The 14,538-nt window shown below is 71.8% G+C and carries 12 protein-coding genes; 11 read left to right on the top strand and 1 reads right to left on the bottom strand.

The genetic code is table 11. The features are described from left to right. Window positions 1–12: 12 nt before the first annotated feature. Window positions 13–1,236, bottom strand: a complete 1,224-nt coding sequence (locus ABZ840_RS29260; RefSeq protein ID WP_361564195.1) for a cytochrome P450 — start codon at window positions 1,234–1,236, stop codon at window positions 13–15. Between the two features lie 219 nt (window positions 1,237–1,455). Here ABZ840_RS29260 and ABZ840_RS29265 point away from each other — a divergent pair, with 219 nt between their 5' ends. The 11 genes from ABZ840_RS29265 to ABZ840_RS29315 all read left to right on the top strand — a co-directional run bounded on the left by ABZ840_RS29265 (window position 1,456) and on the right by ABZ840_RS29315 (window position 14,536). Beyond that, window positions 1,456–2,760 (top strand): extracellular solute-binding protein, encoded by a 1,305-nt coding sequence (locus tag ABZ840_RS29265; protein WP_361564197.1) that lies wholly within the window; start codon window positions 1,456–1,458, stop codon window positions 2,758–2,760. Further along, window positions 2,757–3,665, top strand: a complete 909-nt coding sequence (locus ABZ840_RS29270; RefSeq protein WP_361564200.1) for a sugar ABC transporter permease — start codon at window positions 2,757–2,759, stop codon at window positions 3,663–3,665. Before ABZ840_RS29265 ends, ABZ840_RS29270 begins: the two co-directional genes overlap by 4 nt. Window positions 3,666–3,685: 20 nt before the next feature. Beyond that, a complete protein-coding gene (locus ABZ840_RS29275) occupies window positions 3,686–4,549 on the top strand; it encodes a carbohydrate ABC transporter permease (protein WP_361564202.1) in 864 nt (287 codons plus the stop codon). Window positions 4,550–4,554: 5 nt separating this feature from the next. Then, entirely contained in the window at window positions 4,555–6,210 is a 1,656-nt protein-coding gene (locus ABZ840_RS29280) for a beta-N-acetylhexosaminidase (protein WP_361564205.1), read from the top strand. A 343-nt stretch (window positions 6,211–6,553) separates the two neighbouring features. Continuing rightward, window positions 6,554–6,973: an aspartate 1-decarboxylase gene (gene panD, locus ABZ840_RS29285; RefSeq protein ID WP_361564207.1), complete on the top strand. Its 420-nt coding sequence runs from the start codon at window positions 6,554–6,556 to the stop codon at window positions 6,971–6,973. Window positions 6,974–7,092: 119 nt separating this feature from the next. Then, complete coding sequence (locus tag ABZ840_RS29290) at window positions 7,093–8,481, top strand: DUF6002 family protein (RefSeq protein WP_361564210.1); 1,389 nt, start codon at window positions 7,093–7,095, stop codon at window positions 8,479–8,481. A gap of 52 nt (window positions 8,482–8,533) precedes the next feature. Next, window positions 8,534–9,286 (top strand): TauD/TfdA family dioxygenase, encoded by a 753-nt coding sequence (locus ABZ840_RS29295; RefSeq protein ID WP_361564213.1) that lies wholly within the window; start codon window positions 8,534–8,536, stop codon window positions 9,284–9,286. Then, the gene (locus ABZ840_RS29300; RefSeq protein WP_361564216.1) at window positions 9,283–10,419 is read left to right on the top strand and encodes a hypothetical protein; all 1,137 of its coding nucleotides are present in this window, start codon (window positions 9,283–9,285) and stop codon (window positions 10,417–10,419) included. The genes ABZ840_RS29295 and ABZ840_RS29300 overlap by 4 nt, the downstream gene beginning before the upstream one ends. 60 nt (window positions 10,420–10,479) lie before the next feature. Continuing rightward, window positions 10,480–11,478: an EamA family transporter gene (locus tag ABZ840_RS29305; RefSeq protein WP_361564219.1), complete on the top strand. Its 999-nt coding sequence runs from the start codon at window positions 10,480–10,482 to the stop codon at window positions 11,476–11,478. A gap of 243 nt (window positions 11,479–11,721) precedes the next feature. After that, a complete protein-coding gene (locus ABZ840_RS29310; protein WP_361564222.1) occupies window positions 11,722–13,389 on the top strand; it encodes a GAF domain-containing SpoIIE family protein phosphatase in 1,668 nt (555 codons plus the stop codon). 34 nt (window positions 13,390–13,423) lie between these two features. After that, window positions 13,424–14,536, top strand: coding sequence for a cobalamin B12-binding domain-containing protein (locus ABZ840_RS29315; protein WP_361564225.1), 1,113 nt, complete (start codon window positions 13,424–13,426; stop codon window positions 14,534–14,536). The last annotated feature ends 2 nt before the right edge of the window (window positions 14,537–14,538 follow it).

Below are 14,538 nucleotides of genomic sequence, written 5' to 3' on the forward strand. Positions count from 1 at the left end.
TGGTGCGCCGCGTCACCACGTGACCCACAGTTCCTGCAGGCCACCGGCGGCCACCCCGTCGCGCTGGCGCAGCTGTTCCGGGGTGTCCCGCAGCCGCAGACCGGGCAGCCGCCGGACGAAGGTGTCCAGTACGACCTTCAGCTCCACCCGGGCCAGCGTCTGGCCGACGCAGAAGTGCGGCCCGGCGCCGAAGGTGACGTGCTGGCTGTTGTTCTCGCGCCGCGGGTCGAAGTGGTCGGGCTCGGGGAACTTGCGTTCGTCCCGGTTGGCGGCGGCCAGGTTGACCAGCAGGCTGCTGCCCGTACCGACCGGCTCCCCGCCGACCTCGATGTCCTCGGTGATGAAGCGGGGGATGCCCACGCCGGCGATCGGGTCCATCCGCAGGGACTCCTCCACGGTGCCGGTGACCAGCTCCGGGTCGGCGACCACGGCCTCGTACCGCTCCCGCTCGGACAGCAGCAGCGCCGTCATCTTGAGGATCATGTTCGAGGTGGTCTCGTGCCCCGCGAGCAGCAGGCCGCGCGCCGTGGACACCAGCTCGTCGTGGCTGAGCCGGCCGTCCTCGCTGTCGGAGATCTGGGTCAGCTCGCTGAGCAGGTCGTCACCGGGGTGGGCGCGCTTCTGCTCCACGAGGTCCGAGGCGTAGTCCAGGAACGCCTGCGACGCCTCGTCGACCTCCTGCTGCGAGTACTTGGTCAGCGTCAGCGCGACCTCGGACCAGTGTGCGAACTTGTCCTGGTCCTCGCTCGGCGCGCCCAGCAGCGCGCAGATGACCCGGACGGGCAGCGGCAGTGCCAGCTCCCTGCGGAGGTCGACGGGCGCGCCCTTGGCGAGCATGGCGTCGACCAGTTCGTCCGCCATCTCCTGGACGCGGGGCCGCCAGGCCTCCATCTTCTTCACGGTGAACGCCCGGCTGAGCAGCCGCCGCCACCGCTGGTGCCCGGGGCCCTCCTGGATGTCGGCGGTGCCGGCGGTGGTCCGGCTGAACAGTCCGCCGTCCTCGGTGTTCGACAGGCGGGCCGCGCCCTTGCGGGACAGGTCGCGGCTGAAGCGCGGGTCGGCGAGCAGGGTGCGGACCTCGTCGTACCCGGTCAGCAGGCCCACGACGTCGCCGCTGGGCATCCGTACGTGGGCTACCGGGCACTTGGACCGGCTCTCGGCCCATTCGCGCGGCGGCTCCAGTACGTGGGGCTGGTCGAACGGGTAGTCAGGAATCGGTGTGGCCTCGTCGGTCATGGGGGGCTCCTCCGGGCGTCGGCTTCTCGGCCACCGTAAGACGCGTGTCTTACTAAGACAATCGCCTTAAGTCGATTGGCCGATTCTGCATCCCCCGGGGTGGATCACGAATTGGTGTAGACCTTGTCCCCGCCCCTCGGCCGCCATATGCTCCACGCCAGTTGTGCAGAGCGAAACGTTCATTGCATATGTTGCAACGCTCGATCCGTAGGGGAATCGATGAAGCCGTTCGCCCGAATAGCCGCTCCACTGGCCGCACTTGCTCTCGCAGGCAGCACCGTCACCGCCTGCGCGCCCCAGACCTCGGGCAGCGGCGCACCGGAGGACGAGAAGAGCGGGACGCTGCGCGTGTGGCTGTTCCGCGAGGTCGGCAACAAGCCCAAGGAGAAGGTGGTCGACGCGGCCGTCGCCGACTTCGAGAAGCGGCACAAGGGCACCGACGTGGAGGTCGAGTACATCCCGGTCGACACCCGCGCCCAGCGCATCAAGGCCGCCTTCAACGACCCCGAGAGCGCGCCGGACCTCATCGAGTACGGCAACACCGACACCGCCGGCTATGTCCGGGACGGCGGACTCGCCGACGTCACCACCGAGTTCAAGACGTGGGCCGACGCCAAGGACGCCGACCCCACCGCCGAGCAGTCCGTGACCGTCGACGGCAAGGTCTACGGTGCCCCGTTCTTCGTCGGCGTCCGCGCGCTGTACTACCGCACCGACGTCCTCGACGACCTGGGTATCGAGCCGCCCCGCTCGCAGGCCGACCTGATCTCCGCCGCGAAGAAGGTCCACAAGGCCCGGCCCGGCCTCTACGGCCTCGCCGTCGGCGGCGCGTACACCTACGGCGCCCTGCCCTTCCTCTGGGCCAACGGCGGCGAACTCGCCGTGAAGAAGGACGGCACCTACAAGGCGGCCGTCAACACACCGCAGGCCCGCAAGGGCATCAGCGCGTACGCCTCGCTCTTCGGCGACGCCAACTGCCCGGCCGACAAGTGCGCTTCGCTGGGCGGCAACGCCACCGTCACCGCCTTCACCTCCGGCAAGGCCGCCATGGCGATCGGCGGCGACTTCAGCCACGCCGCCGTCGAGGCGAGCAAGGTCAAGGGGAAGTACGCCGTCGTCCCGCTGCCCGGCGTGAAAAAGAACTCCATCGCCCCGGCCTTCGCCGGCGGCAACAACATCGGCGTCCTGAAGAGCACCTCGCACCGCACTCTGGCCGTGGATCTGATGAAGTCGCTGACCGGCAAGGACTCCCAGCGCCGGCTGTTCGACGCCATGGGCTTCCTGCCGACCTACCGCGACGTCCTCGACGAGGCCGCGGAGAAGCAGCCGTTCGTCGAGCCGTTCGTGAAGACCCTGCACGCCGGGGCCAAGTTCGTGCCCGCATCGCCCGCCTGGGGCCAGATCGACGCTTCGCTGATCCTCCCCACCATGTACCAGGAGATCGTCAGCGGCCGTAAGAGCGTGGACCGGGCCGCCGACGACGCGGCCGGCAAGATGGACGCCGCGTTCACCGCCGCGCAGTGAGGACCGCGCCCTTGACCGCCCCGCGCCTGCGCCACCCGCGCTGGACACCCTGGCTCTACCTGCTGCCCGCGCTCGCCGTACTCCTCGCGCTGCTCGTCTACCCGATCTACCAGCTCGGCCTGATCTCCTTCCTGGAGTACACCCAGGCCCAGGTCAGCGGCGGGCAGCCGACCTCGTTCCAGGGGCTGGGCAACTACGCGACGCTGTTCGGCGACGGCGAGTTCTGGCGGGTGCTCCTCGCCACCGTACTGTTCGCCGCCGCCTGCGTACTCTCCACCCTGTTCGTCGGCTGCGCCCTCGCCGTCCTGCTGACCCGCATCCGGGCGGTGCCCCGGCTCCTCCTGATGCTGGCCGCGCTCGGCGCCTGGGCCACCCCGGCCATCACCGGCTCCACCGTCTGGGTCTTCCTCTTCGACCCCGACTTCGGCCCCGTCAACCGCGTGCTCGGGCTGGGCGACTTCTCCTGGACGTACGGACGCTACAGCGCCTTCGCCCTGGTCCTCTTCGAAGTCGTCTGGTGCTCGTTCCCGTTCGTGATGGTGACCGTCTACGCCGGCATCCGCGCCATCCCCGCCGAAGTACTGGAGGCCGCCTCGCTCGACGGCGCCTCGCAGTGGCGCGTCTGGCGCTCCGTCATGGCGCCGATGCTCCGGCCGATCCTCCTCGTCGTCACCATCCAGTCGGTGATCTGGGACTTCAAGATCTTCACCCAGATCTACGTGATGACGGGCGGCGGCGGCATCGCCCGGCAGAACCTCGTGCTCAACGTCTACGCGTACCAGAAGGCGTTCGCCTCCTCGCAGTACAGCCTCGGCTCGGCGATCGGCGTCGTGATGCTGCTGATCCTGTTGGCCGTCACGCTCGTGTACCTGCGCATCGTCCGGCGCCAGGGGGAGGAACTGTGAGCCCGTCCGGAACGTTCAGCATGCGTAGTCCCCGTACCCGCCCGCGCAACCGTCTCCGCATCCGACGGCCCGGCCGGCTCGCCGCCGAGGCCGCCGCCGTCCTCATTGCCGCCCTCGTCGCGTTCCCGCTGTACTGGATGGTGCTCTCGGCCTTCAAGCCGGCGAGCGAGGTCCAGTCCACCGAGCCGCGCCCCTGGACCCTCGCCCCCTCCCTCGACGCCTTCCGCCGTGTCTTCGCGCAGCAGGACTTCGGCCGGTACTTCCTCAACAGCCTGATCGTGGCGGGCACGGTCGTCGTCGCCTCCGCGCTCATCGCGTTCCTGGCCGCCGTCGCGGTCACCCGTTTCCGCTTCCGGTTCCGCACCACCCTGCTGATCATGTTCCTGGTGGCGCAGATGGTGCCGGTCGAGGCGCTCACCATCCCGCTGTTCTTCCTCATGCGGGACTTCGGCCAGCTCAACACCCTCGGCTCGCTGATCCTGCCGCACCTCGCCTTCTCGCTGCCGTTCGCCATCTGGATGCTCCGCGGCTTCGTCAAGGCGGTGCCCGAGGCACTGGAGGAACAGGCCGCCATCGACGGCGCGAGCCGCGCCCGCTTCCTGTGGCGGATCCTCTTCCCGCTGGTCTTTCCCGGCCTGGCCGCGACCAGCGTCTTCTCCTTCATCTCCACCTGGAACGACTTCCTGTTCGCGAAATCGTTCCTCATCAGCGACGTCTCGCAGTCCACACTGCCCATGGCCCTGCTGGTGTTCTTCAAGCCCGATGAGAACGACTGGGGAGGGATCATGGCCGCCTCCACGGTCATGACCGTCCCGGTACTGGTCTTCTTCGTACTCGTACAGCGCCGCCTGGTCTCCGGGCTCGGCGGCGCGGTCAAGGACTGATCACCATGAACCGTTCGACGACCGGCACCACGGACCCCGCACTCATTCCCGCCCCCGTGCGCAGCGCCGCCGTCCCCGGCGACGGCTGCACGCTGGACGCGGACACCGCCCTCGCGGCCGGCCCCGGCACCGCGGACACCGAGCGGTGGCTGCGCGCCACCCTGGGCGAAGCGCTCGGACTGCCGCTGCCGCCCGGGACTCCCGGCGCGCCCGGCACGATCACCCTCGCCGTCGACCCCGAACTCCCCGCGGAGCACTACCGGCTCGACACCACCGAAGGCTCCGTACGGATCACCGGTGGCGACCCGGCCGGCGTCTTCTGGGGCGCCCAGACCCTCCGCCAGCTCCTCGGCGCCGACGCCTTCCGCCGCGCGCCCATCCGCCCCGAGGGCGCCCGGAGCCTGCCTGCCCTACGGATCGAGGACGGACCCCGGTTCGGCTGGCGCGGCCTGATGCTCGACGTGGCCCGGCACTTCCTGCCCAAGGACGACGTCCTGCGCTACCTCGACCTGCTCGCCGCCCACAAGCTGAACGTCTTTCACTTCCACCTCACCGACGACCAGGGCTGGCGCATCGAGATCAAGCGCTACCCGCGGCTCACCGAGGTGGGATCCTGGCGCGCGCGGACCAAGTGGGGCCACCGCGCCTCGGAGCTGTGGGACGAGACGCCGCACGGCGGTTACTACACCCAGGACGACATCCGGGAGATCGTGGCGTACGCCGCCGCACGGCACATCCGCGTCGTCCCGGAGATCGAGGTGCCCGGTCACTCGCAGGCCGCCATCGCCGCCTACCCCGAACTCGGCAACACCGACGTCATCGACACCTCGGCACTGGAGGTGTGGGACACCTGGGGCGTGAACCCGAACGTCCTCGCGCCCACCGACGCCACCCTGCGCTTCTACGAAGGAGTCCTGGAGGAGGTGCTCGACCTCTTCCCGGTCGAGGTCTCGCCCTTCGTGCACCTCGGCGGCGACGAGTGCCCCAAGGACCAGTGGCGGCGGTCCCCGGCAGCCCAGGCCCGGATCGCCGAACTCGGCCTGGCCGACGAGGACGAACTCCAGTCCTGGTTCATCCGCCACTTCGACGACTGGCTGACCGCCCGCGGCCGCCGGCTCATCGGCTGGGACGAGATCCTGGAAGGCGGCCTCCCCGGCGGCGCGGCGGTCTCCTCCTGGCGCGGCTACGCGGGCGGCATCGCCGCGGCCGAGGCCGGGCACGACGTCGTGATGTGCCCGGAGCAGCAGGTGTACCTCAACTTCCGGGAGCACGGCGGCCCCGACGAGCCGATGCCCATCGCGTACGTGCGCACCCTGGAGGACGTCTACCGGTTCGACCCCCTGCCGCCGGGGCTCTCTCCCGAGGCGGCCGCCCATGTGCTCGGCACCCAGGCCAACGCCTGGAGCGAGGTCATGCAGAACCGTGCCCGCGTCGACTACCAGGTCTTCCCCCGGCTCGCGGCGCTCGCCGAGGTCGCCTGGTCGCCGCTCCCGGCCCCGGCGGAACGGGACTTCGCCGCCTTCGAGGCGCGGATGAGCGGCCACTATGCCCGCCTGGAAGCCCTCGGCGTCGACTACCGCCCGCCCGGTGGCCCGCTGCCCCGCCAGCGCCGCCCCGGCGTACTCGGCCGCCCGCTCGACGGCCCGCCTCCGCAGAAGTAGGACGCCCGCCACACGGCCGGGGTACGGGGCACGCCCGTACCCCGGCCGTCGTCGTGCGGAGGGCGCCTCCGTACGTGGCCGATCGCGGCCCCTCCGTGCGGCCACCGTAAAAGGAAGGCAAATATGCGATCTTCGCCGAGCGCGCCGACCGCGGAATTCCGACGTGGGGGAGCGCAGTAAAAGACACGGGACCGGCCGTGGTTTCCACGCCCAACTCCCCGTCAAACATACGGATTCCATGGTCCTTCAGGGCTTGTGACTCCGGTTCGCCGCCTGCCAGTCTCGCCGACGCCGCGGCACTCCGAGCACACCGTCCGACAGCACGTTCAAGCGAAGGGCCACCGTGTACTTCGAGACACTCAAAGCGAAGATCCACCGCGCCACCGTCACGCAGTCGCACCTGAACTACGTCGGCTCGATCACCATCGACCAGGACCTGATGGAAGCGGCCGGCATCCGCCGCCACGAAAAGGTCGACCTGGTCAACGTCACCAATGGGGCCCGCCTTTCGACCTACGTCATCGAGGGGCCGCGGGGATCCGGTGTCATCGGCGTCAACGGGCCGTCGGCCCGCCAGGCCCAGGTGGGAGACCTGGTGCTGATCGTCTCCTACGCCACGGTCACCCCGCAGGAAGCCGACACCTTCGAGCCCAAGGTCGTCTTCGTGGACGCCAAGAACGCGATCACGGGATTCGGCGGTGACCCCGCCGAGGTGCCACCGGGCAGCGGCCTCGTCCGCGGCGACCAGGTCGCCGGCGCCTGACACCGACCCCGCCGCGGCGCCCTCGACGGGCCGGCACCGCTCCGGTACCGGCCCGTCGAGGGGCCCGGCCCGCACGCGCGCACCTCTACCGCACTCCACCCACACCGAACGGGAATGCCTTGACGACCACGCTTTCCGTCCCCTCCCTGGTGGCCGACGCGCTCACCCACTACCGCACCGCACTCGCACCGGAGTTCGCGACGCTGGAGAAGGCCCGGACCGGCGCCGGTGACGCGGAGTTCTCGCCCGCGTTCCGCCTCCCCGAGCCCTCGGCCGCACTGGAACGGTTCTTCTCGGTCTCCGGCATCGCGGTGGCCGACCTCCCGGACTACCGCGGGCACCGGCTCCGCCTGCTCGACCTGATGCGCAACCCCGGCACGCGGACGACGAAGACGCTCGCCTCGCTCACCATCGTGGCCCGCGCCGTACGCCACATCACGGACACCGGCGAACGGATCATGATCGTCACGCCGTCCTCCGCCAACAAGGCGACCGCGCTGCGGGATGCCGTACAACGCGCTGTCGCGAGCGGCCTCGTGACGGCCGATCAGCTGCAGATCACCAGCGTGGTACCGGCCGCCTCGGTGGCCAAACTCTGGTCCTCCGCGCTCAGCGAGGACCCCGAACTGCGCGCCCGCAACCCCCTGGTGGTGCACGACGGCGCGGAGCCGGCCGCGGTCAAGGACCTGGCCACCGCCTTCGTCACCACGCACGCGCACGAGCTGCGCCGCCGGTACGGAGTACGGCTCTGGTACACCCTCGGCCTCGACAACTACCGGGCCGCCGACCTGCTCCGGGCGTTCGCCGAACGCGACCTGCTGCCCCGGACGGCGAGCCGCACCCATGTGCACTCCGTCTCCAGCGCGTTCGGGCTGCTGGGTCACGACCTCGGGCACGCCGCCGTGGCCCGCGCGGGCAGCGTGCCCCTGCCGTCCGCGCGCTACTTCCTCGTACAGCACCTGGGCACCCCGGACATGGTGCTCAGCCTCCGGCACGGGAGTCACAGCCGCGACAACCTGCCCACCTACCACCGCGACCCCGGCGACGGGCTGTACCGGCAGGACACCGACCCGCACTTCCCCGCCAGCACCTTCGACCCCGACGAGCAACTGGACGCCACCTTCTACACCCGCCGCCCGGTGACGTCCGCCCGCATGGACCCGCTCATCGCCGCCCACGGGGGTGGTGGCGTCGTGGTGTCGCTGCACGAGTGCCTGAACCGCTACGCGCAGATCCGCCGGATGCTGGCGGACACCGGAGCGGCGCTGCCCGCCGACCCGCGCCGGCTGCGCGAGTGGTCGCTCGTGATGGCCCTCACCGGCACCCTCAACGCCGCCGACCGCGGACTGCTGCCCGACAGCGACGACGTCCTCGTGCACGGGTCGGGCAGCTACACCTGCGACGACTACCGCCCCGTACCGGCCCACCGGCGCGTCACCGCCGACGACGCCAAAGACCTCGCCCGGCACGTCACCGCGGCGGTCCGCGCCGCCGCACGCCCCGCCTGAGCCGCCGACAGCGCCGGACCACTCGACGACACGCAGAAGAGAAGGAGCAGTCATGCCCAGGCACCCGGAAAGCCTGCTGTCCCTCACCGACTTCAACGGCGGGCCCCTCGCGGCCGACCTGGCCCGCAAGACCTTCGACGACCTGCTGGAGCGCCACGGGTACGTGCTCATGAGCAACGTGCCGGAGTCCTTCGACCCGGTGGCGTTCTGCAAGGGCCTCGGCGGCTTCGTCCCCCAGTACACCGGCGTCCTCGTCGGGGACGTCCGGCCGGAGCCCGGCATGGAGGAGTTCTACCACGCGGGCAACACCAAGCCCCTCTACCCGCACTCCGAGGGGTACGACTTCGAGGGCCTGCCCCCGCGGTACCTCGCGTTGTGGTGCCAGACGCCCAACACCGGCGCCGGCGGCGAGACGACACTCGCCGACGCCCACGCCTGGATCGCCTCGCTCGACGAGGACGACCGCGCCTTCCTGAGGGAACGCGTCTGGTCCTGGGAGACCACCGACGCGATGCGGCACTTGGGACTCGACCTGCACCCGCGGCACCCCGTGATCGAGGACCACCCCGACGGCACCATCGTGCGCTACTCGTTCAACAACCTGGTCCGCGAGGACGATCCGCGCATCGGGCCGCTCCTGGACTCGGCCAGGGAGTTCTTCGCCCGGGAGCACACCGCCATTCAGTACGAGCGCCGCGACATGCTCGTCTTCGACAACTGGCGCATGCTGCACGCCCGTACGGCGTTCACCGACATCGGCCGCCACCTGCGCCGCATCCAGATCGCCCACCTGGAGGCGGCATGACGGCAGGGACACCCGGCGGCATCGCCGTGGTGGGCAGCGGGTCGCTGGCCCGGGCGATCTGCTGCTCGCTCGCGGTGGCCGCCGACCCGGCCCCCGACCGGGTGACCGTCCTGGCCCGCTCCGGCGAGGCCGCGCAGGAGATCGCCGCCGTCGCCGCCGCACGTGCCGCCGTCTCCGGCCGCTCCACCCGGTTCGTCGCCATGACCGTCGACGCGGCCGACCCGGACGCACTGGTACGGGCGCTGAATAGCGTCCGGCCGCGCGTCGTGGCGCACTGCGCCTCCGTTCAGTCACCGTGGGAGAACCTGCACGCACCGTCGGCCTGGACCGACCTGCTCGCCCGGGGCGGCTTCGGGGTCGGCCTGCCGCTGCACGCGCTGCTCGCCCGCCGCGTCGCCGAGGCGGTACGGCGCAGTGCCGAGCCGGCCCTGCTGGTGAACGCCTGCTACCCCGACGCCGTGAACCCCCTGCTGCACGCGGAGGGGCTGCCGGTGCTGTGCGGCGTCGGGAACGCGGCGACCCTCGCGGCGGGACTGCGGGCGGCCCTGCGTCCGGAGCCCGGACGGCGGCTGCGCGTCCTGGCCCACCATGCGCACCTGCACACCCCGGACGATCCCGGGGACGAGCTGCGGGCCTGGCTCGACGACCGGCCGGTGCCGGGCGTCACCGGCCACCTGCGACGCCATCGCGCCTGCTCCCGCACCGAGCTGAACGCGGTGACGGGGCACAGCGCCGCTGTCGTGCTGGCCCGGCTGGCCGCCGGGTACGCCGTCCACGCCGACCTGCCGGGGCCGCTCGGCCTGCCCGGCGGCTATCCGGTACGCGTCGAGGGCGGCGAGGTCACCCTCGACCTGCCCGCGGGGCTCACCCGCAAGGAAGCCGTGGACTGGCAGCTGCGGATGGCCGCGCACGACGGGGCCGTGGTGACGCCGGACGGCGAGACCCGGTTCGGCGACGCCTGCCGGGCAGCCCTGGCGCCGCATCTGCCCGGCGAGCCCGAGCGGTACGGACCGGGGGACACGGCCGCACTGGCCGGGCGCCTGCTGGAGCTGCGCGCCCGGCTCCGCACCGCGCCCGCCGCACCGGCGGTGCCCCGCACCGCCGACCCCGGCGCCCGGCTCGTACGGAGCTGACCGGCCGGCCGACGCACGACCGGCTCATGACCACGTCCGGCATCCGCCGGCCGCCCCGCGGTGCGCACTCGCGCCGCCTACCGAGGAGGAACCATCGCCCCGCCCGCCGCACTGCGCCGCCCGGCCACCGAAGTCATCGGTCTCGGACTGAGAAAAGTGCCGGCCCCGATGCTCGTGCTGGGCGGGGTGCTGGGCCTCCAGGGCGGCGCCGCCCTGACCACCGGTCTGTATCCGGTGGTGGGGCCGGCGGGCGTGGTGGCGCTCCGCCTGGTGATCGCGGCGGTCGTGCTGGTCGCGGTCTGGCGGCCGGGACGGCGCTGGGACCGCACGACGTGGTCGCTGGCCCTGGGCGCCGGCACCCTGATCGCGGTGCACCACCTCAGCTACTACGAGGCGGTGGAGCGGGTGCCGCTGGGCGCGGCCACGACCATGGAGTTCATCGGGCCGTTCGCCATCGCGCTGGTCTCCTCCCGGCGGCCGGCCGACCTCCTGTGGGCCGCGCTGGCCGCCGCGGGCGTCGTCCTCCTCAGCGGCTCCGGCGTGCCGCTGGACGCCGCCGGGCTTCTCTTCGGCCTCCTCGCCGGCTGCTGCTGGGGCGGCTACATCCTCGTCGGCAAGCGCCTCGCCGCACACATACCGGACGGCCGCGGGCTGGCGCTCGCCGTGTGCTGGGGCGCGCTGCTCAGCCTGCCGTACGGCATCGCCCAGGCCGGTCCGCGCCTCCTGGACCCGTCGGTCCTGGCCGTCGCCGCCGCGGTCGCGGTGCTCTCCAGCGTGCTGCCCTACACCTTCCAGATGGAGGCGCTGCGCCGCCTCCCGCCCGGTGTCTTCGGCGTCCTCACCAGCCTCGAACCGGCTGTCGGAGCCCTCATCGGGCTTGTCTTCCTCGCCCAGCACCTGGCTCTCCCGCAGTGGGCCGGCGTGGCGGCGGTGGCACTGGCCTCCATCGGTGCGGGGCGGGCGTCCAGTGGCTCCGACAGGGGCTCCGGCGACGACGGCGAGGCATCCGGTGATGACGGTCGGGTCTCAGAAGAGGACGGTGAGCGGGGCCCTACCTGACCTCCCGTCACCTGAGGCCGGTCAGAAACGGAATCCGACGCGGGCAGAGGAGGACAGAAAGGCGCCACTCCTAAGCGTGTCTTCAATCAGCTTCGATGCGGCATCGGTGTTATCCGGAGGACCGGTTGCCGCGGCGAGACGGGTGCGGGAAGGTCCTCAGGACGGTGTCCAGTCGGAAGCCGGGAGGTGGGGGGCCGCAGCCGCGCGCCCCGCTCGTGGGCTCGTGTCCGCTCGTGGAGACTCGTGGAGACTTTCAAGGGGGCTGCCGGCCATCGCGGTGCCGGAATCGGTACCGCGTGGGGCGCCGCGCCCTATCCCGTGGTGGCGGCGGACACCGCCGGAGCCGTGCTGGAGCTGAACCGCGCAGCCGTGCTCCTCTTTCCGCGCGCCGCTTCCGGGGCATGGCTGTACGACGTCGTACCGGCCTGGCTGGCCGACGCGCACCGCCACCTCATAGACCTCCTCCTCTCCCACGGGCGCGAAGCCCTGCTGTCCCCGCGCCGCGAAGGCATGCGGCCGGTACAGGGGGACGCCGGCGGGCGGAGCTTCGAGGCGTACGCGACCTTCGGCGAGGAGGGGGAGGTCGTGTGGTGGCTGGTCGACGACACCGACCGCAGGCGGGCCGAGGAGGACCTGCGGACCGAGCGGCAGCGAGCCCTGCTGCTGTCGGAGGTCTCCAACGCCCTGCTGGCCTGCATGAACGTCGAACGGTGCATGACGGTGACCGCCCAACTGGCCGCGCGTCACCTCGCGGACGCCGCGGTGGTGATCCCCTCGACGACCGGCCACCGGCTGTCCGTCATCACCAGCAACGCCAAGGGCGCCGTGGTGCGCCGGGCCGTCGACGCGGACCCCGGTCAGGTGCCCGGGCTGAGCGAGGCGCTGCAGGGCCTGCCGCCGGTGTCCGGCTGCTGGATCGACCCCGGCTCGCTTCCCGACTGGCTGGTGCCCGGCGCCCTGGCCGGCCCCGTCGGCTCGGTGGTGGTCACACCGCTGCCGGGACACGGCGTACCCACCGGCGCACTGATCCTGCTGCGCCGCGAGGAGCGCGTCGGCTTCAGCGAGAGCGAGGAGTCCTTCGCCCGGCTGTTCGCGGCCCGTGCCGGGGCCGCGTGGTCCGTCGTCCGGCTCTACGCCGAGCAGGCGAGCATCACCGCCACCCTGATGCGGGAGCTGCTGCCACCCACCCTGCGTCAGGTGCACGGCGTGCAGTTCGCCGGCGGCTACCGCCCTTCCGGCCAAGGGGCCCGGGTGGGCGGCGATTTCTACGACGTCCACCCCGGCAGCGACGACCGGCAGGAGACCTTCGTCGTCCTGGGCGACGTGTGCGGCAAGGGCCTGGAAGCCGCCGTCCTCACCGGCAAGATCCGCAACACGCTGCAGGCGCTGCTGCCCATGGCCGACGACCACCTCCGCGTCCTGAACCTCCTCAACGGCGCGCTCGTCACCTCCCACCACACCCGCTTCGCCACCCTCGTCCTGGCCTCGGCGCTGCGCGTCGCGGACCGGGTGCGGCTGCGGCTGACCTGCGCCGGGCATCCGGCACCGATGATCGTGCGCACCGACGGCACGGTCGAGGAGGCCGACACACACGGAACCCTCGTCGGGGTGCTGCCGGCGATCGACGCACGAACGGCCGAGGTCGAACTCGCCCCCGGAGAGACGTGCTTGATGTACACCGACGGCATCACGGAGGCCAAGGGCGGGCCGCTGGGCGGTGCCATGTTCGGCGAGGGGCGGCTGCGGAACGCCCTGGCGGAGTGCCTGGGCATGCCCGCCGAAGCGGTCGTCGAACGGATTCAGATGCTCGCCACGCAGTGGATCGGTCAGGGGCGCCACGACGACATGGCCGTCGTCGCCATCACCGCGCCCCGCACCGCGCACGCCGCCGCGGCGAACACACACCTATGAGGCAGGTAAGACACCTATAAGGCAGGTGCACGACATGAATACTCCCTCCTCCTCGTCCTCGGGCTCGGCTCCCGAGCTGGACGCCGTACGCGCCCGGCTGTGGGAAGCCGTCTCCGAGGGCGACGAATACACGGCCGCGCAGGTGGCCTTCAACGCCCTCGACGACGGTCTGGCCGCCGAGGCGGTCCTGCTCGACACGATCGCGCACGTCCAACAGCGGATCGGCGCCGAGTGGGCCGCCAACCGGATCACCGTCGCGCAGGAACACGCCGCCACGGCCATCAACGACCACGTGATGGCCGCGCTCGCCCTCCGTATCGCCGGCCGCCGGGGCCTCGGCGGCCGGACCGCCGACCGGCGGCTGACCATCGCCTGTGTGTCGGGCGAGTGGCACGCCCTGCCCGCCCGGCTGCTCGCCGAAGTCCTCAAACTGCGCGGCTGGCAGGTCGACTTCCTCGGCGCCCATGTCCCCACCCCACACCTCATCGCACACCTCTACCGCACCGGGGCCGACGCCGTCGCGCTCTCCGCCTCCCTCGCCGACCGGCTCCCCACCGTCCACACCACCATCAACGCCTGCCGGTCGGCGGGGGTTCCCGTGCTGGCCGGCGGCGCCGCACTCGGCCACGACGGCCGGTACGCGCACCGGCTCGGCGCGGTCTGGGCCGACGACGCGCGCGGCGTCGCCGACCGGCTGGAGGAGGGGCTCACCCGGCCGGACCCCGCGGCCGTACGGCAGCCGGTCGACGACCTGGCCCACCTGGACGATCAGGAGTACACGCTCATCACGAAGGCCGCGGTCCAACTGGTCCAGCACACCCTGGGCGCGCTGGAGGACCACGTGCCCGCCATGAAGACCTACACCGAACGGCAGCGGCAGTACACAGCCGAGGACGTCGCGCACATCGTGAACTTCCTCGCCACCACCCTCTACGTGGACGACGACACCCTCTTCACCGACTTCATCCGCTGGACCTCGGACATCCTCGCGGCCCGTGACGTGCCGCCGGACTGTCTGTTCCCCGCGCTGAACATCATCGGAGGCCAGCTGAAGGACTTCCCCCGGGCGACCGGCGTGCTCAACCGGGCCCACGAAGCGCTGGCCGCCCACATCGACAGCATGCCGCCGCCCTCTGAAGGGTCATGACG

This window comes from Streptomyces sp. NPDC047117, from assembly GCF_040643545.1.
GTDB lineage: Bacteria > Actinomycetota > Actinomycetes > Streptomycetales > Streptomycetaceae > Streptomyces.